26 protein-coding genes are annotated in these 26,741 nt (G+C 40.5%); 19 read left to right on the plus strand and 7 right to left on the minus strand.

Annotation, left to right across the window (positions count from 1 at the left end; translation table 11 throughout):
• Positions 1-170 precede the first annotated feature (170 nt).
• Positions 171-1,529 (minus strand): aminodeoxychorismate synthase component I, encoded by a 1,359-nt coding sequence (gene pabB / locus L7A31_RS11010; RefSeq protein ID WP_237361561.1) that lies wholly within the window; start codon positions 1,527-1,529, stop codon positions 171-173.
• Positions 1,530-1,675: 146 nt separating this feature from the next.
• Here pabB and L7A31_RS11015 point away from each other — a divergent pair, with 146 nt between their 5' ends.
• The 12 genes from L7A31_RS11015 (at position 1,676) to L7A31_RS11070 (ending at position 13,730) form a co-directional block, all read left to right on the plus strand.
• A complete protein-coding gene (locus L7A31_RS11015) occupies positions 1,676-3,190 on the plus strand; it encodes a fumarate hydratase (protein ID WP_237361562.1) in 1,515 nt (504 codons plus the stop codon).
• Positions 3,191-3,337: 147 nt separating this feature from the next.
• The gene (locus tag L7A31_RS11020; RefSeq protein WP_237361563.1) at positions 3,338-4,714 is read left to right on the plus strand and encodes a YcjX family GTP-binding protein; all 1,377 of its coding nucleotides are present in this window, start codon (positions 3,338-3,340) and stop codon (positions 4,712-4,714) included.
• Complete coding sequence (locus tag L7A31_RS11025) at positions 4,711-5,745, plus strand: YcjF family protein (protein ID WP_237361564.1); 1,035 nt, start codon at positions 4,711-4,713, stop codon at positions 5,743-5,745. The genes L7A31_RS11020 and L7A31_RS11025 overlap by 4 nt, the downstream gene beginning before the upstream one ends.
• A gap of 88 nt (positions 5,746-5,833) precedes the next feature.
• Positions 5,834-7,378 (plus strand): transcriptional regulator TyrR, encoded by a 1,545-nt coding sequence (gene tyrR, locus L7A31_RS11030; RefSeq protein ID WP_237361565.1) that lies wholly within the window; start codon positions 5,834-5,836, stop codon positions 7,376-7,378.
• A complete protein-coding gene (rimJ, locus tag L7A31_RS11035) occupies positions 7,378-7,962 on the plus strand; it encodes a ribosomal protein S5-alanine N-acetyltransferase (RefSeq protein ID WP_237361566.1) in 585 nt (194 codons plus the stop codon). The genes tyrR and rimJ overlap by 1 nt, the downstream gene beginning before the upstream one ends.
• The gene (locus L7A31_RS11040; RefSeq protein WP_237361567.1) at positions 7,959-8,549 is read left to right on the plus strand and encodes an HD domain-containing protein; all 591 of its coding nucleotides are present in this window, start codon (positions 7,959-7,961) and stop codon (positions 8,547-8,549) included. Before rimJ ends, L7A31_RS11040 begins: the two co-directional genes overlap by 4 nt.
• A gap of 9 nt (positions 8,550-8,558) precedes the next feature.
• Complete coding sequence (locus L7A31_RS11045) at positions 8,559-9,029, plus strand: DUF2947 domain-containing protein (RefSeq protein WP_237361568.1); 471 nt, start codon at positions 8,559-8,561, stop codon at positions 9,027-9,029.
• A gap of 393 nt (positions 9,030-9,422) precedes the next feature.
• On the plus strand, positions 9,423-9,602 hold the full coding sequence (locus tag L7A31_RS11050; RefSeq protein WP_237361569.1) for a hypothetical protein: 180 nt from the start codon (positions 9,423-9,425) through the stop codon (positions 9,600-9,602).
• Between the two features lie 253 nt (positions 9,603-9,855).
• Entirely contained in the window at positions 9,856-10,452 is a 597-nt protein-coding gene (locus tag L7A31_RS11055; protein WP_237361570.1) for a GTP cyclohydrolase II, read from the plus strand.
• Between the two features lie 237 nt (positions 10,453-10,689).
• Positions 10,690-12,243, plus strand: a complete 1,554-nt coding sequence (locus tag L7A31_RS11060) for a L,D-transpeptidase family protein (protein WP_237361571.1) — start codon at positions 10,690-10,692, stop codon at positions 12,241-12,243.
• A 180-nt stretch (positions 12,244-12,423) separates the two neighbouring features.
• The gene (gene mepK, locus L7A31_RS11065; protein WP_237361572.1) at positions 12,424-12,993 is read left to right on the plus strand and encodes a peptidoglycan L,D-endopeptidase MepK; all 570 of its coding nucleotides are present in this window, start codon (positions 12,424-12,426) and stop codon (positions 12,991-12,993) included.
• An 80-nt stretch (positions 12,994-13,073) separates the two neighbouring features.
• Positions 13,074-13,730 (plus strand): MBL fold metallo-hydrolase, encoded by a 657-nt coding sequence (locus L7A31_RS11070; RefSeq protein ID WP_237361573.1) that lies wholly within the window; start codon positions 13,074-13,076, stop codon positions 13,728-13,730.
• 4 nt (positions 13,731-13,734) lie between these two features.
• Here L7A31_RS11070 and L7A31_RS11075 read toward each other — a convergent pair whose 3' ends face one another.
• On the minus strand, positions 13,735-14,436 hold the full coding sequence (locus tag L7A31_RS11075; RefSeq protein ID WP_237361574.1) for a DUF2982 domain-containing protein: 702 nt from the start codon (positions 14,434-14,436) through the stop codon (positions 13,735-13,737).
• A 104-nt stretch (positions 14,437-14,540) separates the two neighbouring features.
• Complete coding sequence (locus tag L7A31_RS11080; protein WP_237361575.1) at positions 14,541-15,146, minus strand: LA_2272 family surface repeat-containing protein; 606 nt, start codon at positions 15,144-15,146, stop codon at positions 14,541-14,543.
• A gap of 582 nt (positions 15,147-15,728) precedes the next feature.
• Here L7A31_RS11080 and L7A31_RS11085 point away from each other — a divergent pair.
• Together L7A31_RS11085 and L7A31_RS11090 are read left to right on the plus strand one after the other, a co-directional pair.
• The gene (locus tag L7A31_RS11085) at positions 15,729-16,796 is read left to right on the plus strand and encodes an FAD:protein FMN transferase (RefSeq protein WP_237361576.1); all 1,068 of its coding nucleotides are present in this window, start codon (positions 15,729-15,731) and stop codon (positions 16,794-16,796) included.
• 276 nt (positions 16,797-17,072) lie between these two features.
• Positions 17,073-17,282 (plus strand): hypothetical protein, encoded by a 210-nt coding sequence (locus L7A31_RS11090; protein WP_237361577.1) that lies wholly within the window; start codon positions 17,073-17,075, stop codon positions 17,280-17,282.
• Between the two features lie 31 nt (positions 17,283-17,313).
• Here the strand turns inward: L7A31_RS11090 and L7A31_RS11095 are convergent, their stop codons facing one another.
• A complete protein-coding gene (locus L7A31_RS11095; RefSeq protein WP_237361578.1) occupies positions 17,314-17,559 on the minus strand; it encodes a hypothetical protein in 246 nt (81 codons plus the stop codon).
• A gap of 410 nt (positions 17,560-17,969) precedes the next feature.
• Here L7A31_RS11095 and L7A31_RS11100 point away from each other — a divergent pair, with 410 nt between their 5' ends.
• Positions 17,970-18,191, plus strand: a complete 222-nt coding sequence (locus L7A31_RS11100; protein ID WP_237361579.1) for a hypothetical protein — start codon at positions 17,970-17,972, stop codon at positions 18,189-18,191.
• Between the two features lie 48 nt (positions 18,192-18,239).
• Here the strand turns inward: L7A31_RS11100 and L7A31_RS11105 are convergent, their stop codons facing one another.
• Positions 18,240-19,901, minus strand: a complete 1,662-nt coding sequence (locus L7A31_RS11105) for an APC family permease (RefSeq protein WP_237361580.1) — start codon at positions 19,899-19,901, stop codon at positions 18,240-18,242.
• 770 nt (positions 19,902-20,671) lie between these two features.
• Positions 20,672-21,796 (minus strand): GGDEF domain-containing protein, encoded by a 1,125-nt coding sequence (locus L7A31_RS11110; RefSeq protein ID WP_237361581.1) that lies wholly within the window; start codon positions 21,794-21,796, stop codon positions 20,672-20,674.
• A 296-nt stretch (positions 21,797-22,092) separates the two neighbouring features.
• Here L7A31_RS11110 and L7A31_RS11115 point away from each other — a divergent pair, with 296 nt between their 5' ends.
• The 3 genes from L7A31_RS11115 (at position 22,093) to L7A31_RS11125 (ending at position 24,995) form a co-directional block, all read left to right on the plus strand.
• Positions 22,093-24,171: an ExeM/NucH family extracellular endonuclease gene (locus tag L7A31_RS11115; RefSeq protein ID WP_237361582.1), complete on the plus strand. Its 2,079-nt coding sequence runs from the start codon at positions 22,093-22,095 to the stop codon at positions 24,169-24,171.
• Positions 24,172-24,255: 84 nt separating this feature from the next.
• Positions 24,256-24,480: a hypothetical protein gene (locus tag L7A31_RS11120; protein ID WP_237361583.1), complete on the plus strand. Its 225-nt coding sequence runs from the start codon at positions 24,256-24,258 to the stop codon at positions 24,478-24,480.
• 92 nt (positions 24,481-24,572) lie between these two features.
• Entirely contained in the window at positions 24,573-24,995 is a 423-nt protein-coding gene (locus L7A31_RS11125) for a hypothetical protein (RefSeq protein WP_237361584.1), read from the plus strand.
• Between the two features lie 65 nt (positions 24,996-25,060).
• Here the strand turns inward: L7A31_RS11125 and L7A31_RS11130 are convergent, their stop codons facing one another.
• Positions 25,061-25,504, minus strand: a complete 444-nt coding sequence (locus tag L7A31_RS11130) for a hypothetical protein (RefSeq protein ID WP_237361585.1) — start codon at positions 25,502-25,504, stop codon at positions 25,061-25,063.
• 255 nt (positions 25,505-25,759) lie between these two features.
• On the opposite strand from L7A31_RS11130, the gene trmY reads away from it, so the two are divergent.
• The gene (gene trmY / locus L7A31_RS11135) at positions 25,760-26,359 is read left to right on the plus strand and encodes a tRNA (pseudouridine(54)-N(1))-methyltransferase TrmY (RefSeq protein WP_237361586.1); all 600 of its coding nucleotides are present in this window, start codon (positions 25,760-25,762) and stop codon (positions 26,357-26,359) included.
• Positions 26,360-26,741: the final 382 nt, after the last annotated feature.

The raw sequence follows: 26,741 nt of genomic DNA on the forward strand, positions 1-26,741 counted from the left end.
GCTTCATCATACATCAGAGGTTAGATATCTAGGGGAAGAAGACCCTGAAATCATGTCAAAATTTTCATCACTTTACCTATTAATGGTAGCTCAATACCTAATAGGATTCCTTATTTAGAGCGAATTATTCATATAATCGGCTGATAACAAGACATTTTGCAGACAGGCTCCTACAAAACAGGCAGTATTTTACTCAATTTATCCAATGTTTCTTGGTATTCTGCATCGCACTGACTATCTGCAACTAAGCCACCTCCAGCCCAAGCGTAGATTGTGTTATTTTCGGCGATTAGCGTACGTATTGTAATGCTTGTGTCCATTTTACCGTGTCGGCTGATGTAACCGATACTACCGCAATAGACATTGCGTCTATGGGGCTCCAACTCTTCGATAATCTCCATGGCACGAATTTTTGGAGCACCAGTGATTGAACCTCCGGGAAAACCAGCTCTCAGTAAGTCAGTAGCTGAATATTGTTCATCTAATTTAGCTTTGACGGTGCTCACTAAATGATGCACCGCTGGGAAACTCTCAATATCAAACAAATTCGGTACGTGAACGGAGCCTACTTGTGCAACGCGACCAATGTCGTTTCTTAGTAGGTCAACAATCATAAGGTTTTCTGCTTGGTCTTTTTCAGAGTTCTTAAGCTTTTGCTTGTTTGCGTTGTCGACAAGTTCGTCACTTGATCTGGGCATAGTGCCTTTGATCGGTTTCGTTTCGATCTCTCGGTTTTCTAGCTGCAAGAACCGTTCGGGTGAAACACTTAAGATCGTACTATCTTCGGTACGAATAAAAGCAGAAAAGGGTGCGAGGTTATTTTTCTCAAGTTTTAGATAGGCTTGCCACTCGCTTCCTCTGTACTCAGCGCAAAAACGTTGTGCGAGATTGATTTGATAGCAATCTCCTTCAACGATGTAGTCTTGCACAGAAGCAAATTTGTTGCTGTAAGCCTCTTTGTCCATATTCGATTGCCATGGGCTGACAAGCGAAAAGTCTGTATGTGTTTTGGGTGTGCTTTGTTGGCTTTGTAGCCAGTCCCAATGTAAATCAATATCTTTTCCGACGATGCAAGCACGTTTCAGCTTGTGATCAACTACTATGGCCCAATCATACAAGCCGACAGCCATGTCTGGTGTAGAAAGCTCGTCGGATGCCAATTCAGGCATATTTTCTATTCTTCGGCCCAGATCATATGAGAAATATCCGAGTGAGCCGCCTACAAATGGAAGCTCTGAGTCACACTGAACCTGCGGTAGGTACTGTTGCTGAAGAGAGTCGAGAAGCTCAAAAGGATCTTGCTCTGTTTGATATTCATCGTTTGCTGTAACAACAAAAGATGACTCTCCACGCGTGGTAATTTTTGCTATTGGTTGAGCGACTAAAATATCAAAACGGCTATCGATATGATCTTCTGAGGCTGATCGTAACAACATCGACCAATTGAGATGTTCTATGGGGCTAAAAAGCGTTTGAGCAAGATCTGAGCGGTAATCAAGAGGCTTCTGGTTAATTTGGTCGTAGTTCATTTTTAAATTGTGACAAAGAGTTTATTCGTCGCGTGGCGCGTTAGGGAAAGCAAGAGTATCATAATTTGACTATTAAAAAGCGTTTACTTTAGTAAGCAGTATAATTATTAAACGTAGTCGCACTAATCAATCCATCGAGGCAAGTAATGACCGCAATTCGTAAACAGGATGTCATCAGCAGTGTCGCTGATGCGCTTCAGTATATCTCTTATTATCATCCGTTAGACTTTGTTCAAGCCTTAGAAAAAGCCTATCACAAGGAAGAAAGTAAAGCGGCGAAGGACGCCATTGCTCAAATACTCATTAACTCTCGAATGTCTGCAGAAGGGCGTCGTCCTTTGTGCCAAGACACTGGTATTGTGACTTGCTTCGTTAATATCGGCATGGATGTAAAATGGGATACAGACCTGACCGTTCAAGAAATGGTTGATGAAGGCGTTCGCCAAGCGTATACGCACCCTGATAACCCTCTTCGTGCTTCGGTTCTTCTCGATCCAGCGGGCAAACGCATCAATACTAAAGATAACACTCCAGCGGTTGTGCATATCAATATGGTGCCGGGCAACAAAGTTGAAATCCAAATCGCGGCGAAAGGTGGTGGCTCTGAAAACAAAACCAAGATGGTGATGTTAAACCCATCTGATGATGTCGCGGAGTGGGTTGAAAAAACTCTGCCGACTATGGGTGCAGGTTGGTGCCCTCCGGGAATGTTGGGCATAGGTATTGGTGGTACAGCAGAGAAAGCAGCGGTATTAGCGAAAGAATCTCTAATGGAGCACATTGATATTCAAGAACTGATTGACCGTGGTCCATCAAATGCGGAAGAAGAATTACGTTTGGATATTTTTAACCGTGTAAACCGTTTAGGTATTGGGGCTCAAGGCCTTGGTGGTCTAACAACAGTTGTTGACGTAAAAATCAAAACGGCACCAACGCACGCAGCTTCTAAACCTGTTTGTTTGATTCCGAACTGTGCCGCAACCCGCCACGTACATTTTACTCTCGATGGCTCAGGTCCTGCTGAGTTGAAGCCACCTAAGTTAGAAGATTGGCCGAACATCACTTGGGAAGCAGGTGAAAATACGCGTCGTGTGAATCTAGATACAGTCACTAAAGAAGATGTACAAGAGTGGAAGTCTGGTGAGACACTCTTGCTATCAGGAAAACTACTAACTGGCCGTGATGCTGCTCATAAACGTATTCAAGGCATGCTAGAGAGTGGTGAAGGCCTACCAGAAGGTGTAGATCTCAAAGGTAAGTTTATTTACTACGTAGGTCCAGTAGATGCAGTTCGTGATGAAGTCGTTGGCCCAGCTGGCCCAACTACATCAACTCGTATGGATAAATTTACCGATATGATGTTAGAGAAAACTGGCATTATGGGCATGATTGGTAAAGCGGAGCGTGGTCCTGCAACGGTTGAATCAATCAAGCAACACAAAGCCGTTTACTTGATGGCTGTTGGTGGAGCGGCTTATCTAGTTTCGAAAGCAATTAAGAAAGCTCGAGTGGTTGCATTTGAAGACCTTGGAATGGAAGCTATCTATGAATTTGAAGTAGAAGATATGCCAGTAACAGTGGCAGTTGATTCTGATGGCGTCAATGCACACCAAACTGGCCCTGATGTATGGAAGGTTAAAATAGCCGAAGCTGCAAAATAAGGTTCCTGTTTGATCGATTAACGATAAGCCCCTGACTTTAACTCAGGGGCTTATTTTTTACCACGTCTATCATTTTAAACAGCTATTCATCCACTATTAATGTTGAATTTGGCAGACTATAGATTGTTAACTTTTAGAGAAGCATCAATGAGAAAGATAAAACAGGAACTAAATGATTTTATTAGTAGAGGTCTAGATTCGAACGTGCGAATTGCTGTCACAGGGCTTTCGAGAGCTGGAAAAACCGCATTTATTACCTCACTAGTTAATCAGCTGCTTCACGCTTCTACTCATGACAATTTGCCCCTCTTTCTTGCTTCTAGGGATGGAAGGTTAATTGGTGCCAAACGAGTGCCGCAAACTAATATGCTAGTGCCGAGGTTTGGTTACGATGAGGCGATGGAGTCATTAAACAGTGAGCCTCCTCAGTGGCCAGAGCCAACCCGTGATGTGAGTGAAGTTCGTTTATCATTGAAGTATAAACCGACCAAAAGATACAAAAAGCTCATCAGTCACTCCTCAGTGATGGATATTGATATTATCGATTACCCGGGGGAGTGGCTTCTTGATCTCCCCATGCTTAACATGTCGTTTAAAGAGTGGTCACAAGAGCAATATAAAAGTTTAAAGGGTAAGCGGTTAGAGCTTGCACAAGATTGGTTGAAATCACTTGAATCACTAGACTTAACCGCTGAGCTTAATGAAAATCACCTCAAAAATGTATCTGCTCTATATACTACATACCTTCATCAGTGCAAAGAAGCTGGGCTGCATTACGTTCAGCCGGGCAGATTTGTTTTGCCGGGAGAGCTTGAAGGCGCGCCAGTACTGCAATTTTTCCCATGTGAATTTCCTGCTGACGGCAAAGTACAAAGTAACAGCAATTTAGCGATGCTTGCTAAACGCTATGAAGAGTATCAGCAAAAGGTGGTTAAAGTGTTTTATAAGCACCATTTCGCAACTTTTGATAGGCAGATTGTATTGGTGGATTGTCTGCAGCCACTAAACGCGGGTTACGAGGCATTTCATGATATGAGGTCGGCTTTGGAGCAAGTAATGAAAAGCTTTAAGTATGGGCATAGCAATGTACTTAAGCGTTTATTTTCGCCAAAAATTGACAAGGTTTTGTTCGCAGTAACCAAAGCCGATCACGTTACACCAGAGCAACACAATAACTTAGTTTCCTTACTCCGCCAGTTGGTTCATCCTGCTTGGCAAACAACGTCATACGACAACATAGACATGAGCTGCATTAGCCTAGCTTCGATCAAAGCGACGCAATCGGGCTTCATTGAAGCAAATGGTGAAGCTTGTCCAGCTATTCAGGGAATCAATATTGAAGGAAGCCCACTGACGGTTTTTCCGGGAGAAGTCCCGCAAAAGTTGCCGAATGAATCGTATTGGAAGCAGCAAGGTTTTGAGTTTACTTCTTTTAGGCCAGCAGCTCACGATCCTGATAGCCCTGTAGAGCATATTCGCATAGACAAAGCTTTGGAATACCTCATCGGAGACAAGTTGAAATGAGTGATTTAAAAAGTAAAAAGGTGTTTGATGCGCCGCTAAACGAGTCAAAATCAGAGCCCGAAGAGTTGACTGTAAAGCAAGTCTTCAACGGAGATGAAAACTTTGTTGTTCAGGAAGTTGATGAAAGCCAAGATATCAGTAAAGCGGAGCAAGATGTCGAGCTTGTTATCCGTCCGAAGAAAGGACGAAAGTGGTTGGTGAGTGGAATCGTTGTGACGTTTGCTGGATTGGTTGGTTGGCAAGCTGTGGATTCATTTATTACCGCGATACAAGCAGGTGATTGGCTAGCATTTGCCTGGGCTGCATTCATTGCAGGGATAGCTTCACTTGGAATTGGCGCTATTTTCCGAGAGCTTTGGAAGTTGCGCTCGCTTCGCTGCCACTTCGATATTCAAGAATATGGTGAACAGCTGCTCAACAGCGATAGTATTGGTAAGGGTGTAGAGTTCTGTGAATCAGTAGTCAGCCATAGTAGTATCAACAAAAAATCGGCTAGCTACCAGCGTTGGCAAGAATGTGTTAACCCGAACCACAGTGATGCTGAAGTAGTTGATATGTTTGATTCAATGGTCGTGTGTGAGCAAGATAAAATTGCATCTAAATTAGTATCTAAATACGCGACAGAAGCTGCGACTTTGGTGGCTGTCAGCCCATTAGCAATTGCCGATATGTTGCTGGTGGCTTGGCGTAATTTTAAAATGATTGATTCACTGGCAGAAGTTTATGGCGTTGAACTTGGTTATTGGTCGCGGTTAAAACTATTTAAGTCTGTGCTCGTCAACATGGCGGCAATCGGCGCGACAGACCTAGTGATTGATGCAAGTATGGATTTGATGTCGATGGATCTAGCTAAAAGAGTATCAGCGCGAGCGGGACAGGGTATTGGTATAGGTATTCTTACCGCGAGATTAGGAATAAAAGCCATGTCTTTATTGAGACCGATACCTTGGCGAAAAGAAAAGGCTGTCAAACTTAGTACAATTCGTAAACAAATAGCGCAGAAAATTGCATCAATCAGCATAAAGTCGTAAGTATTGTGTCGTTAGTTACCTTGACGCATAACCAAGCTTGGGCGACACTACTGTCAACTTTTCCTGACACTTTGACTAGGATTGAACTGTGCGTTTAGAAGTCTTATGTGAAGATAGACTGGGTTTAACTCGTGAACTCTTGGATATTCTCGTTTCTCGCAACATCGACCTTCGAGGAATCGAGATTGATGTTACAGGGATTATTTACCTTAACTGTCCAGATATCGATTTTGAAACTTTCAGTGACCTAATGGCAGGTATTCGCTTAATTCCTGGCGTGAAAGATGTTCGGAAAATTCAATTCATGCCGATGGAACGTCACAATACTGAGCTCATCTCTCTACTCAATAACTTACCTGAGCCCGTATTGGCAATTGATCTTAAAGGATCAATTGATATGGCCAACCATGCAGCGCTAAGCCTTTTCAACACTACAGAAGCGGAAATTATAGGCGAGCAAATTTCAGTTTTACTGCCTTCGAATAATTTAACGAAATGGGCTGAAGGTAAGGTGACTCGTCATCGAGAACAGCTTGTGATCGATGGCTTGGACTATTCTATGGAAGTCACGCCTGTCTATATACCTGGAGAGTCAAATGAACCGACTTTAGCGAGTATGGTTATGATCATTCGCTCAATTCAGGGTAAAGGCGAATTTGAAGACTCGTTGCCTTTGCAACACAAGCTTGGCTTCGAACATTTTGTTGGAGCTTCAAACAGGCACAAGACGCTGATAAGCCAAGCCAAAAAGCTTTCGATGTTAGATCAGCCTTTATTGATTGAAGGGGAAACAGGTACTGGTAAAGAGATGCTTGCTAGAGCTTGCCACAATCGATCTCACCGAGGTTCCAAACCGTTCTTAATCCTTAGCTGTGCTTCTATGCCCGATGATGTTGCTGAAACGGAACTGTTTGGTCATGCTCCTGGCTCGTTTAATCACGAATCTGGTTACACAGGAATCTTTGAACAAGCCGATGGCGGTACAGTATTCCTAGACGAAATTGGCGAAATGAGTCCACATTTGCAGATCAAACTGTTGCGATTCTTGCAGGACGGAACATTCCGACGAGTAGGGGAAGAGCATGAAGTGCATGTTGACGTACGCGTGATTGCCTCAACACGCCACCAATTGGCGACGTTAGCTGAGTCGGGTGAATTTAGGGAGGACTTGTTCTACAGACTCAACGTATTAACGCTAAGAATTCCCCCGTTGAGAGATAGACCAAATGATATTGGCCCACTGCTTGATCTTTTCCTGACTAAGTATGTGAAACAACTCGGAATAGCAAAACCGTCACTTAGCGAAAAGCTACTTGAACAGCTTGCTGAGTATCAATGGCCGGGTAATATGCGCCAGCTAGACAATATGGCATTGAGAGCGCTGACTGAGCTGCAAGATGGTCAATTGTCCGTTGAACAATTTCATTTGCCTCAGTATGAGAATGTTTCAACAGGTGGGTTGAACATTAACTTGGATGGTTCGCTTGATGAAATTATGAAAGGTTATGAATCTCAGATCCTTGAGCATCTTTATCAGTCATTCCCGTCAAGTCGCAAGTTGGCCAAACGTTTGAATGTTTCCCATACCTCTATTGCAAATAAACTGCGTGACTACGGAATTAGAAAGAATTGATGAATAAAATCAGTACGCCGACTCAAGTTTATGAAGTCGATGGTGAAATATTGTTGCGTACGGCGCAAGTGTTTGATGCAGAGTTAATCTCTCAATACTTTTGCACAAACAAAGCCTTTTTGCAGCCTTGGGAGCCCAAGCGTGAAGACGCTTTTTATACCATTGCTGGATGGAGCAAGAAGCTGATCAAATTGAATGAGCTGCACAAACTCGGCATCGGTTTTTACTTGCTAATTATTGATAGAAATACCCAAGAAATGTTGGGGACTATTTCATTTAGCAACCTATCTAGGTTCCCTATGTATTCATGTACTGTCGGCTACTCTGTGGCTGAGCATGCACAAGGCAAAGGTATTATGAGTCGTGCGTTACCTATGGCTGTAAACTACATGTTTTCTATTCAAAATATGCACAGGATTGGCGCGGGATATCTGCCATGCAATGAGCGCAGTGCTGCCGTGTTGAAAAAATTGGGCTTTAAGAAAGAAGGTTATGCAGAAGAGTACTTGCTAATTAATGGTAAATGGCAAGATCATGTCCTTACTGCATTGACGAATCCAAACTGGAAAAATGAGAAAAGATGAACGATAGATTGAGCCAGCAGTTAGAACTGTTGATTGAGTTGGACAAGCTAAAAACTGTTCTGAGAAGAACTAAAGTAAAGTCTGCGCAAGGGCGTTACGAGAACAGTGCAGAGCATAGTTGGCATGTTTGCATGATGGCAATGCTGCTTGAAGAACATGCCAATCAACCTGTCGATTTAGCCAAAGTCATTAAGATGTTATTGTTGCATGATATCGTTGAAATTGATGCAGGTGATACGTTTGTCTATGACACTCAGGCTGCTGAACAGCAATATCAAAATGAACTAAAAGCAGCCAAAAGATTGTTCGGTATGTTGCCAGAAGAACAATGCCAGGATCTAATGGATGTTTGGCTAGAGTTCGAGCAAGCAGAAAGTGCTGAAGCTCAATATGCCAAAGCGCTCGATCGTATGCTGCCTATGTTGCTTAATAGCCACAATGAAGGGCAATCTTGGGTTGAAAATGGCGTGAAACGTGAACAAGTTTTACAAGTAAACAGTAAAATCGAATCGGGCTCTTCTATCTTGTGGCAGAAAGCGAAACAAGTGATAGATGAAGCTACCGAGAAAGGCTGGCTTAAACGTTAAAGATTATATATGTCGTATTTATCTCTACAAGAATATTCAAGAAAGTGGATTTTCACTCATCAATCCATGCCAGTTCCAGAGCAAGATTTGGAAATGATCAAACCGATGTCGGCGCAAAGATCTGCCCAGTTTTGGAAAGAAAACATTAGCCCACAGAGCCCAGACGCTGAGCGCCTAAGTTCTCAGGACTGGCCGAGCAAAGATGCTAATTGGTCAGGTGAAGTTGATTGGATGCACAATTGGGAGGAGGATGAGTTGGGCTTGCCAGAAGAAGTATTAGAACATATTGATTGGCAAGACGATGTTACTGTGTATTTCTGTTACGAGAAATACAACGTTATCGAAACTAAGTGGTTGATTTTTAAGAATAACTGGAAAAACTTTTTGTTTTATGACGATGGCCCAATACTGTTGGCTAGGCGAAGAAAGCAAGCTTTGTGGTTTAATTCTGAAGGTAAAGTTAAACTCGGAAATCGATAGTTTGGATATTTTCGAATCGTTGTAATTCTAAGGAATTTAGTATTTTTGCTCCGTTGGAATGTTCAAGAAATGTTTTGCCCATCTATTTGGTTATTTCTTGGTATAAATGAAAAGATCATTGTTGGCTAATTTTCTCTAGGGATGTAAAAACTTGCGAATATTCTAATGGGATTAGCGAAGATTTTGGTGATTCATGTAGGGTCTTCATTCATAGGAAAAATCTATATTCGCTATAAAAACTGGACTTGGTTTCTATTTCTTATATTAGCGAACCACATTTGTTTGTGATTATTATCTTATCACCTATACTAGTGGTTGTACGAATAGTGACCTGAGTTATTGTTTGTACCAATATAAATAAAAAATATTAGGATTAGCTTTTAGGACAAAGCGGTGGAAACCCTAGAATTGCAATTACGGAAAGATTTCTACGCACAGATAGATTCGTTACAAGTGCATGACCCCAATCAGTCTTGGCCGACTCTCACTTTGCTAACTAAAGAAGAGTTGCACGAGCTAGAGACAATGTGGGTTGAGTTGCGTATTTGGAAGCAGAAGCAGTCACGTCTTTAACTGTGCTAGAATGCCGGCAGGTATGCTGTTAAGAGCATACCGACATTGGGACTAATCAGTACCAACAATTAATGTTAACCCACAATAATTTGTGGTTATTAGTTTGTTTTATTTCTTATAAACATCGTTATAATGTAACAATTCTAACCATTTGCACTTACACATTGAAAATCGAGTATTTGCCCTCATATCGAATCAACAGTATAAAGCAGATGTGCCTTTCAGCATAAGTAATATCCAAGTGAGTAATATTATGGCGGAAGTTCGAGCCAGAGTGGACTTTAAAGTGGGTCCTAAAAGTAACATTGACGCAGAGCTACTTTCATTTAACGGTTTAACAACAGATAAAGAGCACGTAGCAGTCATTTTTAAAAGCGCTGACAAAATCGATGAACCACCATTAGTACGCATGCACTCAGAATGTTTGACCGGTGATGTGTTCCATTCTTCTCGCTGCGATTGTGGAGAGCAACTCGAAGAGACGATAAAAGTGATGGGCGAGAAAGGAGGCGTGTTGCTTTACCTTCGTCAGGAAGGGAGAGGTATTGGTTTATACAACAAGATTGATGCGTATAAACTACAAAGTGAAGGCCTAAATACCTATGAAGCGAATAATCATCTTGGCTTTGGTGATGATTTACGAGACTTCACAGAAGCTGCGCAAATGTTAACGGCACTCAATATTGGTAAGATTCGATTAATCACCAATAATCCGAAAAAAATCAATGATCTTGAAGGAAAGGGCATTGAAATTATGGAAGTGATTAATACCTCTGCTTACTTAAAGTCTGGTAATGAAAATTACTTGAAAGCAAAAATATCTCACGGTAAGCACAACCTTAAGCTTTAAGATTCTTAATAGCATAACAGTATAATGTCGCTTAAATGGTACCCAAACTTCTACAAAGTTTGGGTATTAATAAATCTTGCTTGTTTTTTACTTAAGTATTAATCGTTATATTATTGATTAATATATTTTTTGTAGCACTTCTCAATTTTCTAAGTTTTTCGACCTTCTTTTAAACACTACGAACTAATCATTTCTCTGCCATAATTAATCTAATTCTTATTAGATGAATCAGAGGCTATGGTAAAGGTACGTTTCCTTCTCATATTTTTCTTAACTATTGTTTCCATACCAAGTGTGGGGATGGAGCGTTTTGTTAAAATAAATTGGATTAGCCCAGACTCATCAGTAATCGATTTAATTCAATACCCTCAATTAGTTGAGCGCGTATACCGTGAAAATAACGACGATCTCATATGGTTTGACTTAAACCAAGCATTGCGTTTTGAATTCCAACTAGAACTTATTAAGAGAGCAAGAATTAGCCCATTGTTTTCTAGTCAGCTCAGCTATTTGCAATTTTATAGGAAAGCAAATCGCTGGTTTGAATATGATCTCCTTGCTACTGATACCATGCTGTTATACATGAGTTATGCAGAGCAAGCTCCACTTCATGGAGAAAGTTGGTTTTTCGAAAAGCAGTTCGCGAGTTACTTACCACAGCCTAGCGAAAATGCGGTTTTATCGCTTTACGTCGCGGTGAACATCAATCAACTTGACGACATAATTAATACTTATACGCCAACGATTGGAGGCTACAAAGAGTTACTTAAATCCTATGCTCATTTGAAGGAGTACGAAGAAGCGAATATTGCTTTGTATAAGCAGGTAGGAATAAAAAAAGTGGGTGATAGTTTGCCCGAAAAGGCCAATTTATTAGCAAGACTTAAACTATTAGGTATCAAAGTGGATAAAAGAAGTCTTAAAAATGATATCTATGATCGCCACTTAGCTAAATCTGTACGAGAGTTCCAGAAAGCCCATGGTCTAAAAGACGACGGAAAGATTGATCCGGTTACCGTTAAATGGCTCAACGTGCCAGCGAAAGAAAGGCTTTCAATGATTGCACTCAATGCCGAAAGGCTCAGAATTTGGCCTGAGCAAAAAGACAGCTTAATCATTGTTAACGTGCCAAACTTCGCGATGAAATATTGGAAATCTGGAAAAGAGGTGTTTGAGTCGAAAGTTGTTGTTGGAAGAAAAAGTCGTAAGACGCCAGTTATGGAGACGAACTTAGATTCGTTAGTTCTAAATCCAATATGGAATGTGCCATGGAAAATAATGGTTGCGGATATCATTCCCAAGGTAAAAAAGGATGCGACCTATTTAGTAGAGAATGGGATTGAGATTGTTCAAGAGTGGAAGGATGAAGAAACCATTAACCCAGAAGAAATCCAGTGGGAGACCGTAAATCCTTATAAATTCCCGTATAAAATGCGTCAACGTCCCGGAAATATCAACGCCCTTGGCTTATATAAATTTAATACTCCAAATCCACGCGCTATCTTTTTGCATGATACGCCGAGTAAGGATTTATTTAATCGGGATATAAGAGCTTTTAGCTCTGGTTGCGTACGAATAGAAAAAGCTGGGAAATTTGCAGATTTACTTCTTAAGACTCAGGTTGGTGAAGTGATATCAAAACAAAATACTGATACAGAAACCCGTTCAATACCTCTAAAAAAATCGATCCCTGTACATATCATTTATCAAACAGTATGGTTTGAATCTGGGCAAGTTCAGTATCGTGATGACGTGTACAATTATGATAGCTTTAGCTACAACAAAGGCTAGTTTTCTTATTTAGTGCAATAAATAAACAGTTTAACAAATTCAAAATTCTTTATGTTGTTCAAATATTAATCGAAAATCTGCAGTTTTTTACAGTGTTTTATATGCAACCAAGATAATTGACCGGTTATTTTTGCTTCTGTATCTTCTCGACCAGTTTCATGAATTAGCATAGGTAGAATATTGGTTTTTTCTCGTCGTCAATTTTTAAAGTTATCGGCTGGTGGATTACTTCTTGCGACGGGATTGCCGCGTTTAGTTCAAGCTCAGGCTTTACCTGTAGCTAAGTGTCCGACCGATCCTCGCTCACTCACTTTCAATAATCTTCATACCAATGAGAGATTAGATTGCTGCTATTTTGATGGAAGCGATTATGTCGAAAGTGTTCTCACCAACCTAAATCACTTTTGTAGAGATTTCCGCCGCAACGAAGTTCACGTGATGGATAGAAAGCTTTTTGATCTCCTCTATCAAATCAAGTTACTGCTAGCGACCGATGCAGAAGTGGAACTTGTCTCAGGCTATCGCTCGCTTGCGACTAACAACGCATTAAGGAAGCACTCGCATGGAGTGGCAAAACACAGCTATCATACCAAAGGTCAAGCAATCGACTTTAGACTCAAAGGAGTTCCTCTCAATGAGGTTCATGAAGCTGCCTTGGCATTAGAGCAGGGAGGGGTGGGATATTACCCTAGAAGCAATTTTGTTCATATAGATACCGGGCCAGTTCGGCACTGGTCTCAGTCAGTTTAGATTTGCTATACGCGAGTTGTAAATTCGTGTCAGTGGTGTCATAGTTCTCCCAGTATATAAGCGTAGCTAAAGAGTTTTGTATGTCCCTTAAATATCAGGTTGTTCCCGTTACTTCGTTTGCTCAAAATTGCTCCATCGTTTGGTGCGATGAAACAATGAAAGGCATCGTTATCGATCCCGGTGGCGATGTTGAAACACTAAAACAAACTATCGAGAGCAATGGAATTCAAGTTGTGAACCTCGTCCTCACTCACGGTCACCTTGACCATGTTGGTGGAACAGAGCCACTCGCTGAGTTGTTAGGCGGTATTGATATTGTTGGGCCACATGAAGATGATAGCTTCTGGCTTCAAAGCCTAAACGGTCAAAGTCAGATGTTTGGTTTTCCTCCAACTCAAGCATTTGAACCAAATCAGTGGCTCAACGAAGGTGACACCATCTCATTTGGTAATGAGACTCTGGACGTTATTCACACTCCCGGCCATACACCAGGCCATGTTGTTCTGCACAGTCAATCAGCCCAGTTAGCCTTTGTTGGCGACGTGTTGTTTAGTGGTGGTATTGGTCGTACCGACTTTCCTAAGGGAGATTTCGATACTTTGATTTCCTCAATCAAAACGAAACTTTGGCCATTGGGAAATGAAGTACGATTTGTACCAGGCCATGGCCCCGAATCCACATTTGGCCGTGAGAGAGCTTCGAATCCATTTGTTGCTGATGAAATGCCGCTTTATTGATTCGCTAACTTTCACATTTCGTATTTGACTCTGGCTCGGCGGCGGCTAAATAGCGCCGAGCTAAACCTACAAACTCCTCTCCACTTCTATCCAAATCTGATACTGCGATAAATATATCGTACTCATGAAACTCTCGTTGATGTTGCATTCTGTTGGCTAGCATAGCTAACAGGCCACGATATTTTTTACCATCTTCGCTCTTATATGGGTCTGAATCTAAGACTATGTCCTCGAATATACCTTCGCGCCCGTGTTGTCTTGCACCTAAATATAGTAGGGTACGTTGAGTCATCAGTATCTCAGTAACAATGCGTGGGCAGATGCTATCAATGTAGGGCGAGTATTGCTTAAGTTTTATCCCAATCCATGGCAGTGGCTGCAACCAACCATCTTGGTTATAGGTACATAAGCCGATATTGCTGATGTTGTTCCATTTGATGACCCATCCACCTTTAAATAAGTGTTGTTGGAAATGACTTGCAGTCAGGGTATAAGACACTTTGCTTTTTAGGATCAGGTAATAACCATACATACCCACAGCAACGACAGCAATAATAGAAAGAACAGCGGTTTGTGTACTTGGAGACATCAAGATCAGAGTAAATGCGGCGAGTGCTGACGCTCCCATGATAAGCTTGCTCGTCGAAGAGCCCACATGAAAATGATGGTTGGTTAGGTGTAGTGTATCGAGCTTATACGTGGCCATCAGCACTTAAACCTCTATTGCAGAGTTATCGTTTAAGTTTATATCTAAATTGGCACTGGTTGAAAATAAGGCAGCGATTAAGCTGCCTTATAAATGAGAAAAGTTTAGAATCTAGCGTTGATAATAGGGAATACCGGTACATCTTTACCTACAAATGTACCAGATTTATCGTAGTTGATTAGGCCAATTTGAACACCTTCATCTATGCGATTGGTGGCGTTAACAAAACCAAACTGCAAACCAGTTAGATCACCAGCAAAGTTAACAAAGCCAAATTGAGCGCCTTCCATTGAGCCTTTGTTGAAATTCGCCAAACCAAATTGTGCACCCGTATATTTGCCGCCAGTGTAGTTGAGTAAGCCAAAACTAGCGCCTAGAGCCGAGTTGTCGTTCCAGTTAACCAGGCCAAACTGAGCACCCTGCATATCATCACGGTTTCTGTTCGCACCAAAGAATGCAAACTGTGCACCTTTAAATTCGTTAATGTCTGATAAACCCAAGATTGTTACGTTTACACCTGTAACTTTATCTGTTTGGCCGTAAAGAAGCGCTAATCGGCCGCCATTTACATTGCCTGCTGGTAGGTTATTGTTGGGTACAGATAACTGAACAGTTTGTGTCTCTGTGGACTTAGGTGATGTTTCCGTTGCAGCCATAGCTGTAGCTGAAAGTGAAGCAAGTGCTACGGTTAACACAAATCGAAGTTTCATGTTTATTTCCTATATCGTAACTAAATAGTTGGCGTTGTATTTAATAGCAAACTCAACTTAGGTGAATGTCAGGGTTAGAACATATCTTTGCTTTATAAAGACAAATTACGCCTTTCTTATTATTAATATAATTTATAAAACTATTTCTTGGGTTTGTACCGTTGGAAAGTATTCGATTTCAAAACCAAACTCCTATATTTAATGAAATCTTAATTAAAGTGAACGACATTTCAGCCTGCAAAGCACTTACACACACTACTTTGGTACAACTTCTAGCAATGCAAGTGGGGACCATTCAGTACCAGTAGCAGATAGTTTCCTAGTAGGTGCTCGCTACTCATTTAAGTAACTTAACATCATGTAAGAGCTTACCTCTAATATTCGGTGAGCTCTTATTTTTTATTCAATTAAAATGCGTGGAATTTGTCTGATTTTACGCCAATAAATATAGCCATGATCAATTGTTAAAATCCCTTTAGTTGTTCATGTTTATCGACAGAAAGTCACGCAAATATTCCTTATAGAATTATTCATATTCTGCTGATACACTGCCGCAAAAATTTGCCACATTAGGCTGTCATCATGCCCTTAAATACATTTCGAAGATACTTAAAAAATAGCCTCTTAGTAGCGCTTGTCGCTTCTTCCTCTCTATTGTTATCTAGCTGTAGTAAACCGCCGAAAATTGAAAAGTTATCCGGTTTTGCTGAAGGTACAAGCTACCACGTGAGTTGGTGGTCAAATAAAGCTGTGCCAGTTGAAAAAGTTCAGCAGCAGTTTAATCAGACTCTAGCGAAGATCGATCTCGAGTTTTCCACTTATCGTGATGACTCCTATATATCCAAGTTCAACCGCAGTACTTCAACTGATTGGCAACCGGCTTCAAAAGATTTTATCGATATGCTGCTGATAGCCAAGAAAGTTCATCGCGATAGCAATGGATGTTATGACCCGACAATTGAGCCGCTCTTTGCTCTATGGGGCTTCCAGAAAGACAGTTTGCATGTCCCAACAGCTGAGCAAATTGCGACTGTTAAAGCTGAAATGGGTATCGACAAAATAGAGATAGATACTAAGCAGATGAAAATTCGCAAAACAATACCTCAGCTGCAGCTTGATTTGTCTTCAATGGGAGAGGGTTATGCAATCACCAAACTGAGTCAAGTTTTAGAATCTGATGGTGTAAAAAACTACCTTGTAGAGTTTGGCGGTGATATGAAGATTCAAGGGCGTAAGCCCGAAGGGGAGAAATGGCGAATTGCTATTGAAGATCCTATTCCGCTAAAAGATGGTGTAAAACCTTATCGTATAGTGACCATCAATGATGAATCAGGCGTGTCACTGAATACCTCGGGTACGTATCATCACTATTTTGATGACAAAGGAAAAGAATACTCGCACATATTAGATCCGCGAACAGGTGCTCCTGTCACTCACCATCTAGTGTCTGCTTCGGTATTTGGAACAAACCCGATTGTCAGCGATGCTTGGGCGACGACTATGCTTTGTTTGGGTCCAAAAGAAGGTAAAGAGGTTGCTCAAAAGCAGCACTTAGAAGTGTTCTTTATTAAAGGTCAAAACAAGTCATTTAGTAGTTTTGAAAGTACTGCGCTGGCTAAGACTCAGCGCGTGACACTTAACGAAGGCTAATTGCTATTCAAATCTAACGTCTTGCTAGAAATGGAGCAGACATTGACTCAGATTCTGCTCTATTGATTGCAATGTGGGTGAAGTGAACTAATTGTTTGAAAAGTAGTATTTATTTCTACACTTTACCGCAAGTAGTAGGTTACCTAGCTAAAGCTTAGGTAAAAAAACGGTGTTCATTTCTTCAAGTTTTGGTCAAGATTACCGTATGGCGATTCCTTTTTCATAGGATAGTGAATAAACTACAGCCTCTTGAACTGGTAAGGCAAGATGAAGAAAATGAAAAAAACAATCCTAAGTGCAGTGACATTAGCAGCAAGCATGATGTTTGGTATGACCTATGCGAATGCTGCAGTCGTTGTGGTAAACCCAAGACCTGTCGTTGTTGAACCTGCGCCAGTAGTGGTAGTGAAGCCCCGTCCAAGACATGTTGTAGTGGTTGAGCGCAGACCTGTTGTCGTGGTTCACCCACATCACAGAGTTTACTAGTCGGCTCATAAAGTGATTTATAAAAACCCGCTTAGGCGGGTTTTTTTGATATCACGATGCTGAACTTTTCTGGTTCTTCGTCTTTAATTTCGATGAGATAGCCTTTGTCTTCAAAATAGGCTTTTAGCGCCGACTGGGTGCTATTCATATCGTCAGGTGAGTTTGTTCCGATGGGTATTGCGATATTGTGCCTAACAATATCTCCTCCAAGCGGTTTCTCTTTTAGTCCCCAATCAATTTGCTGTTTCCATTCTTCAATATCTTCAAGTATTGGCATTGTATGTGTTGTCCTTGTTTAGCTATGCCTAGTAGTATCTGTCGAACGACCAACTAGGTTAAGTATTCGCTGCACACTAACTATAGGATAGGTTAGCTGAGTGTCACGATAGATTTTGTTCTAAAAACATATGAAAACCTAAAAAATGGATGAAATCAGTGATGGTGTATACGATTTCTAAGATTTGCAATATTCGGCATTTATTCAATCGCTTATGTCCTGCAATTGTAGTGAGCTGCGCCAAAATTTATGGTTGATTACCCATTTTTAAAACATGTTCTAAAAGGGTGTCAAAATCCCCCCAATTGTCATTACTTTTGCATTATGATTCGCCTCGGCTTAGGCGCTGTACATTTCTTACGTATAGCAGTGAAACAAAAAGAAAAACTTATAAATAAATGAGAAGGGAAATGATGAAGTACTTGTTGATGTTGGTTGGTTTTTGTATTGCATTTCAATCCTACGCTACCACTAGCGTGAATGCCCCCAAAGGAGCAAGCTATTGTGAAAATGGCGGGGATTGGTATGAAGTTGGCACAGTAATAGATAAAGGAGAGCAGCAGTTTGTATGCCACAGGAGTGTGAAAAATCAAACTGCTAGGTGGCAACCATTCAAATTGTTAAAAGAATAGTATTTGACTTAAGTATGAGGGCAGTTGCCCTCATACGTATACCTGTATCTACTCGTGCTCTTTCACGTGTAAGTTTTTGTTGAGGGTTTGCTCTAGCATCGGTGTGACCCAAGCACTGTTAACCCCCCAGTAATAGAAGATCAACGCAGCAATAGCGACGATTACCATATCCCATCCATACGGAAGCAAATTCAGACCACCAAATTGGCTGCTTCCTACGTAAGAAATTAGGGTCATGGTCGCAAACATAGTGACAATCCAAATTGAAGAGCGAATATGTTGGCCAAAGCCATTTAAACCTTTTTTCATTTGAAAGTAACCGAACAGCAAAAAGCCAATCAGGATAACGAAGATTACTTTTCCTGTGAGTGGCCAAGTTGACCAATAAAAGAGCTCTGAAGAAATAACAAAACTGAGTGGCGAGATTAAATGTCCCCACTTAAGATACACCGGACGTTTAAGATCTGGTGCTACTTTCCTCAAAGAGCCAAGTGTTAGTGGACCGACCATAAAAGAGATAACTGTTGCTACTGAAATAACAGCCGCCAGTTGCCCCCAGCCTCTAAACATGTCTAAAAAGATAAGCCCTACAATGAAATTAATGACCATTGCAGTACGTGGAACTCCATATTTTTTGTCTAGTTTTTTGCAACTTTTAGGCATATAGCCATTTTCGCTCATGCCGAAAAGTTGGCGCGAGACTGTACCCATGTAACCAATTCCTGTGCCGGAAGGGGAGATAAATGCGTCAATAAAGAGGAGTAGTGTTAAGAAGTGCAGCCCAAGGATGAGCGCTAACTGCGCAAATGGAGAGCTAAAGTTTAAATGCCAGCCATGCTTTGCGAGATTATCCGGACTCACCCCACCAATAAATGCGATCTGTAAACCGACATAAAGAATTGCACAGAAGGCTATCGAATAGATCAGAGCTTTTGGTATGTTTTTGGACGGGTTTTTTGCTTCTCCAGAGAAAAACAGCGCAGCTTGAAAACCATTGTACGCGAAAACAATACCTGAGATTGCTACAGCGGTAAAAACGCTTGACCAACCAAAGGGAGCAAGTGTGTTATTGACTGATTCGAAGTTTCCCGGGTGAAAACCAGCATAGATGATTAATCCAACCGTTAACACAGGCACCACCAATTTATATGTGGTAATAGCGTTGACGCTTTTGGTAAACAAATTGATGCTCCAAAAGTTTAAGAAGAAATACACCAACATAAGTATGACAGCTATGCTTAACCCTACCCAAGTTAGCGCCCCAGAAGCTGGGTTAAATAGCTGTGATGTTAAAGGTTTTACCCATTCCCAAGGCCACGAAGCCATATATTGTACTGATGCCTCTGCTTCGACGGGTATGACGCTAACAAATGAAAGCCATATTGCCCAAGAAGCCAGAAAGCCGACTACAGAACCATGTGTTTTCTCTAAATATTTTACAGGCCCCCCTGAAACGGGCAGAGCAGTTGCTACCTCCATAAAAGTGAGTGCAGTAAATAAAACGGCAATGGCACCTATTATCCATGCAAAAATAGCGGCTGGACCGGCTATTTCGCTTGCTCGATAAGCACCAAAAAGCCATCCAGAACCAACCATTGATCCCACAGAAATCATAGTTAAACTCGTAAGTCCAACCATTCTTCTAGGTGTTGAATTTGACGTGTTGCTTGAAGCGGGAGCTTCTTGTGTGTTTGCTGATATAGTTGACATAAAACTTCCTAATTTAGTTTATATCTAACGCTATTCGGCAGTTTAATATTTTGTTTGCTTTGCCAAGCGTTGTTATATGTCTCCATACTTGATGCGGATAAATGACTGATGTTTTATTTGTTGTCATTTATAAATGCTCAAAAACTCTAAGGTAGAAATGCTAGAACGGTATTAGATTTCTTTCATTCAAGTAATAGTCTTACCTGCTTATGTAAGTAATTTCTGGGCTCAATTAAATCCTTTGTAATTGTTCAACAAAAGAGTGTTTCTTGTTGCCGCTCGATAAACGCTATATTAATTTTATTGTTCATTCAATATACATTTACAGTGTTTATATAGAGCACCATTCTGCAACAAATAACTACCAAATTGGTGATCAAATGATAGTGGTTTAAAATCACTTCTCTAGAAATGTTCAGGTCATTGATTATTTTGAAGTTATAACTAGTTGAATAGATTGCTTTAGGTGGCATTAATCCGAGAGGGTAGTGCAGTATTCTAATTAACCATGACTTTATTTTTTACTAGAAATGAGAAGTAAGTAGAAGTCATTTTTTACCGATTAATGTTCGTGATTGCACAGTTATGGGGAAGATTCAATTATGATCTTTGAATTAGCTAACTGAATTATATTTTTTATATCAATGAATCATTGGGTGACTCATTTCAAGTTATGATGTATTTAAGGGCAATATTAAATAGATGTTTGCACCAAACTAGTTATTGGCTAAAGCCACCTAGAAGTTTGAGGGGCTTTTATTAAAGTGTTCTTACATTTGCGTTGTACGATTTCGACCATTTTGTTTTGATCTATAAAGTGCTTCGTCTGTTATGGCGATATTATTATCCACATCCAAATCAAATTCATAGCTAGACGCCCCAAAGCTTGCCGTAGATACGATCTCTTTTTTTGCGTAACTCATACTACTTTGTGCAAAAGTAGTTCTCGCCTTTTCAGCTAACTGAAAAGCTTGTTGAGTATCAGTGTTGGGTAAAAAGACTAGGAATTCTTCACCACCATATCTCGATATTATCGCGTCATTTATGTCGAAGGACTGAGATAATATGGCAGAGAATTGTTTGATAACCAAGTCACCTGCTTCATGTCCGTATGTGTCGTTTATGTTCTTAAAGTGGTCAATATCGGCCAATACGATAGCAGCGGAGGGATTGTCAGTAAGTTTGGGGCTGGCTATAAGAAATGAGGATATCTTTTCAAACAGCGCTCTACGATTGTAGAGGTTTGTCATGGGATCTCTAGTTGCTAAATTTTCTAAATACGAATTATTGTCCATTAAGTAACTGGTTAATATGAAAATGCTAATACCACTTAGAAAGGCTGGTAGTGGAATAATCTCAATCAGCATTTTGTTCTCAATGTAGTATTTAAGATCAGAGTAATGGCTAGCAGAAGTCACATCCACAGACATAAAGCAGAGAAAGCCAATTAGAGTGATAATAAAACCGAAATCTGCTTTATTTGGCCCTGTATCGCGGTGAAGTAATGCCCAGCAACAGATAAAAAAGTTTGATGCTAGAAAGATAAAGTTCAACATATCTGGGGAGTAGTCAAACACCAAAAGCATGAGATAGAGAAAAGCAAGTGCATAGGCGATTTTCTCCCATCCATGAGCTTTGCACCGAATACAGACACCTAAAGTGAGCGAAGCAACACAAGCACCCAGAATCAAATCGAGTTTGATTAAGCTACTTGGATCATCTTGTTTTGAAATACTAGCAATAATATAGAGTAGCAAAGCGGACAGGAGGTAGAAGCTGATATAAAAGGGCTTAGCTTTTCTTTTATTATTTGATTCATTGATAAAAAGTGATGAAAAAATACCAAAGATAGCCACCATCATTGTGGTTATAGATAGTGCATATTGTGGAGTCATTCATTTTTACCTAATTCGTTGGATATTTTGTTCTTTATATAAAGCAGTGACATCAAGGCAAGACTTAATTATTGTTGCCCGCAACTTTAACATACGTGTTGCATATCTTGTATCAATGAATGAGCGATTAAGTCACAGGTTTATAGAAAACAACGAATGATATTAGAAAATGTACATTGTGTTAATTAATCGATTGCCTTCTTAATATAACAAAAACCTAATGGGTTGGTTATAGAATGAACTGGTCTTACATGTAATACTACGCCGCGAATCTATATCACACTAAAGGATTGAATATGATAGGTTTTCGTACGCTATTTCCTATAGCACTTGGAACGGTTCTTATACCCTCCTTGGCATATGCTGAAGATGTAACCAGTTTTATCTGCCCTACTGAGGATAGTGCGTTTACTTCTATTCCGGCGATACAAGGTAGTGGTGAGAAAAGTCCATTCGCAACTATTCCTACAAATTCTGGCTATATAAGTTCCGATGAGTTTTATGTAAAGGCAACAGTGAGCCAAATTGGTGAAAGCTTGAACAAAGGCTTTTATTTGCTAGATACAAAAGGCGATAGGAATAGAAGCACGTCAGATGGCGTTTTCGTCTATATGAAGGACTTAAATTCCAAGTTCCCCACCTTAAAGCCCGGCTCTATAGTTTGTTTGCAGGCCAAAGTAGAAGAGTATTACGGTAACACCCAGCTTGCGTTAGATTATTCTTCTCCAAAATTAGAAGTACTTGGTCAAGGGAAAGTTCCAAAGCCAGAGCGTTTTAGAGTAGAAAGAAATGAAACACTAGCGCATGCGTTACGTCGTTATGAAAGCATGCCTGTGGTGTTGGATCGACTTAGCGACTTAAAAGTCACTAGAAACTTTAGTTTTGACTACGATCGATATAGAAATAATTTAGTGCTTTCCTATGGAGAACCATTAACTAAATCTACTCAGTTGCAACCAGCCGGTTCTGCGGAAGCGAATATTATAGAAGAAGCGAACTCTACCAATAGATTAGTGGTTGAATCTGATTACAAAGCGTCAGCAGGTGTTTTGCCTTGGCTTCCTGATTGGGATGCATCAGCAGGGTATATCCGAATTGGAGATGAGCTCGTTAACCTCCAAGGTATGGTGTCGTATAGTCACGATCAGTTCCGCCTAGTTGTGCCTCAGGAAAATACTATTTCACTTGGTGACATAGTTCGTAAGAGAGACAATGACCGTAAAGAAGCGCCGAAGCGTACTCGAGGTACAGATTTAAGGATCAGCAGTTTCAACGTATTGAACTTTTTCAATAGTTACCCTTCGATAGGCGGAACACTAAATATCACGTGTGACGGTACTTATAGTGATAGTTGTAATCGTGGAGCGAAAAGCGAAGCTGATTTTGCAATGCAACGCGAGAAAATTGTGTCTGCGATTACACAGCTAGATGCTGATGTGTTGGGTCTAATGGAATTGGAAAACAATGGCTTTGGTGAGAATTCCGCTATAGCAAATCTAGTTGATGCCTTGAACCAACACGAGTCTCCTGACAAGCAGTATGCCTTCATCACACTGCCAACCGAAGAAATGACTGATGGCCAATACCTAGGCAGTGACGCTATTACTGTGGGGATCATCTATAGAACTGAAGTAGTTAAGCCAATTGGCGATGCAAATGTAATTGTGATGCCGAATCAACAATACATCAGTAGCCAAGGTGAGGCTAAATCTGCGCATCAAAGAAATTCCTTGGCACAAACCTTTGAAGTAAAAGGAGCCGAGAAAGCCTTTACTCTTATTGTTAATCACTTGAAGTCCAAAGGTTCTGGCTGTTTAGAGGATGAAAATAGCACTACGGAAAATGTACAAGGTAGTTGTAATGATTTCCGAGTTTCAGCCGCGACAGTTCTGGGAGATACAGTAAGTAAGCTCTCTGGAATGGTACTGATGGTGGGAGATTTCAACTCATACGCGAAGGAAGATCCAATACGTGTTCTAACAGACTACACTCCAAGTGAAGGGGCTCGCCCAATTATGACTGCATCAAATACTTATATTGGTGATGATCTTTATCAGGAACAGGCTTCTGTTGTAACGAATAGCTATGGATTTATCGATACCAACGCTGATCGCAATGGAAGAGAAGCCATTTCATATGGTTACAATGGTGAGTTGGGAACACTTGATTATGCATTAGCCAACCAAGAAATGAACAATTATATTTTGCAGGTGGCCGATTGGCATATTAACTCATTTGAAAGCGACTTCTTTGAATACGGTAGTAAGTACACAGGTGACTTACAGAAGTACCCTAATGCATATGCTTCATCTGATCACGATCCTGTTATCGTTGACGTTGGGTTTGGAATGCCAAGACATTATCAGAGTCATTAGTATCTGATGGAGTAATCTAAATATTGACAATATTGCCTCTCGGATATACTGTATAAATATACAGTATATCGCGGGAGGTTTTCTATGTTGTGGGATACGTTAGAGCGAGTTAATAAATTAAGGAAGCAAGCTATCAAGGATGCAGATTTTCTCGAGTCGGCAAAAAATCATGAGTCCGCAGTGATAGAGCAAGTTAATCATATCTGTAACGAATATTATCGAGATAAAAAGGAGCGCAGACGTAAGGCATTTGCTAATGCTTATCAAAACGCCCATTTCGAACTAGATCCCACAGGAGAGAAGCACTGATTTACTCAGAGTTTAACTTTTCTCTGTCAAGCAAGCTTGTAGGTGTGCTTAATATAGTAGCTACTAAGATTGAACCTTATATGGAACAGTAGATGTATAAGTATTTGATGTTATTTGTGGTAATTCTAGTTTCACAACCTGCTTTCGCGAATGATAATTGTATTGTGACAAGTTATCGATTAGTCGATCAGCCATCTGAAAGCACAACGGTAATTAAGGATAAGGGAAAAAGCACTGAAGAAGTGGTTGTGGTGCAAAAGCCCCCTATGAGATGCGCACTGGTGAAATTTCACACCCATTATTTTCAGCCTAGAGTCGCACAAGCCATGCAAGGCAATTTTATAGCGACCTATATGAATGGAAAAGAAGTGACCGCTCGGAAGATTTCCTTTCCCGGTGATCAGGTACACACTGGGTACATTGATATTGGCCCAGATAGCCCAGCCAAAGTTTACGTATGTTTCTCACATTCGAAAGTACCAATTGAATCTATAGAGTGTACGTTACGCGCATAAAAAGAAGCCCAAACATAGTGATTGTTTGGGCTTTCTTTTTAGCGAAACTCTTGCCAAATTTACCTTTAGGAAGGTTGAGTCGGCTGAATTGTCACCGCTTGGGTGCTTTTGTCGATTTTAGCAATCGTACTGCTCGGTGTCGCACCTTTAGAATTTTGCGCGATGACAAAAATTTCCATTGCTGCTGTAGGTTTGTAATTTCCTAGCCCAACACGCTGATGTGTTTCATTCGTGGTTCCTGTCAGCCTTAAGCAGTGATTCGCAAGAGCAGGATCGAACAAGCAAACCTGGTAACGACTTGCAGAAGCACTTTTATTCCAGCTAACGTCAAAAGTATCGTGACTAGGAGAGAGTACTTTTAGAGACGTCAGCTGAAAAGAGCCGGGAAGGTTGTCGTTTTGTTGAGCGGTTGAATTGCTTTGGCAGCCGCTTAGAGCAGCAACCGCACCAAGTACAAAGATGCTAGACAGGAGCTTAGCTTTTTTTGATTTTAAAATTGTATTTATCATAAGTGCCAACTGTAATTTTTGTTTTAATTTTATGAGGGAATGCACGTAAAGTGGCAACCCTTTTTATATGGCTATAGAACGGCCAGTGGCGATAAAACTACAGATTAATCTGACAATTATCAAATTCACTTTTCTTGTGAATATTCAGCTTAAGTGCAATTAGTTTCTTATATGATTTTCAACAGCTATTTTTTCCCAAAAATTGTTCAAAGAGGTGTAATATGTGCGCCTAGTTTTTAATGTCACAGGTTAATCATGAGAGCATTTGTTGTTAGGGCTCGCGCGGCTTCGACAAATAAAGAAACATTCTTGGCTTCTGTTGGAAATGAGGCCCATGTCGAAATATTGGCACATGTGCTGATGAACGCGATCTTCACAGCTCAGTCGCATCGCGATGATGTAGAAGTTTATCTCGTATTGGAAAGTACCCAAGACTTCTCTCGCACCATTCGTTTTCAATCCAGTCAATTAGTAAATATTGGCGGCTTTCACGAACAAGCATTGATAGATAAAATTGCTTTTGCTTTAGATAAGTCGCTAGGCATGTCCAAAGAGCAACTTAGAGAAGTGGAATCTGGAATCAGTGTTGAAACTACTAGCTTTGAGAAGCTAGTGCAGAGACTGTCAGAAGATTATCAACTTTATTTATTGGATAAAAAGGGTACTGAAGCTAGAGAAGTTGAGTTTCCTACTAACGTTTGCTTTTTGCTTACTGATCATATTCCTATGCCCAAAAAGTCTTGGAATAGCTTGAAACGTTTAAACACCGAAAAAATTAGCTTAGGCCCGAAAATGTTATTTGCGTCCCAGTGCATTACGTTGATCAACAACGAACTAGACGTGCAAGAACTCTAACTGTCGGGATTGCCCGTAAGCGCATCACTCGTATGGAGTGTCAGTCCTGTAGTGCTGACACTTCCTTCCTTTTTATCTCAAATCAATGATATTTCTCACTTTTGAGAAGCTTTAGTGTTGTGCCCACCTTTATACTCATGGTTATAAGGGGTACATAAGTTCTATTTGACTCTTTTCCCATACTTTTTCATAGAGTTATTTATTAATTCAACTTTTGATTAATTAATGTTACACAAGAAAGATATCAATTTAATTTGTTTTATAGCTGTTGAATTCATGGAAAATTAAAAAATTAGCACTATAGTTTAATATGGTAACTATTTGATTTTATAGGTTTGTATTTAAGTTTTAGCATGGCTTCGCTCTTAATTTGGTAGTTTTA

The sequence above is a fragment of the Vibrio marisflavi CECT 7928 genome, from assembly GCF_921294215.1.
GTDB classification, from domain to species: domain Bacteria; phylum Pseudomonadota; class Gammaproteobacteria; order Enterobacterales; family Vibrionaceae; genus Vibrio; species Vibrio marisflavi.